Raw genomic sequence first — 1,120 nt, 5'->3', positions numbered from 1 at the left:
TCTACCGGACGGGTGATGTGGTGCGGTGGCGTGGGGATGGTCGGCTGGATTTCCTGGGCCGGGGTGACGGTCAGGTGAAGGTGCGGGGTTTCCGTATCGAACTCGGCGAGATCGAGGCGGTGCTGGTCCGGCACGCTGCGGTGGGTGTGGCCGCGGTGGTGGCTCGTGAGGACAGGCCAGGCATCAAGCGCTTGGTGGGCTATCTCGTACCGTCGGGTGCGACCGAGGATGTCGATCTCTCCTCTGTACGCGAGCACACTGCGACTCTCTTGCCCGAGTACATGGTGCCGTCGGTGTTCGTGGTGCTGGATGCGTTGCCGTTGACGGTCAACGGGAAGGTGGACCGGCGGGCGTTGCCGGAGCCGTTTTTCGAGGCCGGGGACGAGTATGTCGCTCCACGCACCGAGACGGAGAGGACTCTTGCTGCCGTTTGGGCCGAGGTTCTCGGCGTGGAGCGGGTGGGAGTGGAGGACGACTTCTTCGAGCTGGGCGGGGATTCCATCTCCAGCTTGAAGGTGGTGTCGCGTATCCGGGCCGCGCTGGGGGCCGGGCTCTCGCCGCGCGCTCTGTTCGACCACCCCACCGTCGCCCGGCTCGCCGAGGAGATCACCACTCTTGACGATGCCGTGGAGACGGCCACAGGGTCGGCCATCGAGCCGGCGTCCCGGGACGGTTACCTGCCCCTGTCGTTCGCCCAGGAACGCCTCTGGTTCCTGGAGAACTTCACGCCCGGCGGAGTGGAGTACAACATCACTGGCGGCCTGCGGCTCACCGGAGCCGTCGATCTCCCCGCCCTGCAAACCGCGATAGCGGGACTGGTCGCGCGGCATGAGGCGCTGCGTACGACATTCGACTCCGTAGCGGGTCGCGGCGTGCAGGTGGTGCACGACTCCATGGACGTGCCGGTACGTCGTGTCGTTCCCGGCACCCCGGAAGAACTGGACGCCCTTCTCCGGGCCGAGGCCGCCGCACCCTTCGACCTCACGACAGGGCCACTGGTCAGGGTGCTGCTCGCCGAGATCGAAGAGAACGATCACGTGCTTGTTCTGTCGATGCATCACATCGTGACGGATGGGTGGTCGATGGGTGTGGTGACGCGTGAGTTGAGTGAGTTGTATGG

The 1,120-nt window shown here is 66.1% G+C and carries 1 protein-coding gene; it reads left to right on the top strand.

Annotated elements, in window-relative coordinates; genetic code table 11:
• Positions 1 to 1,120: condensation domain-containing protein (locus ACFXKG_RS41330; protein ID WP_384850791.1), on the top strand; the 1,120-nt coding region annotated here is incomplete at both ends.

This window comes from Streptomyces sp. NPDC059255 (assembly GCF_042752355.1).
Lineage (GTDB): Bacteria > Actinomycetota > Actinomycetes > Streptomycetales > Streptomycetaceae > Streptomyces.
This window is presented reverse-complemented; position numbering and strand designations above follow the sequence as displayed.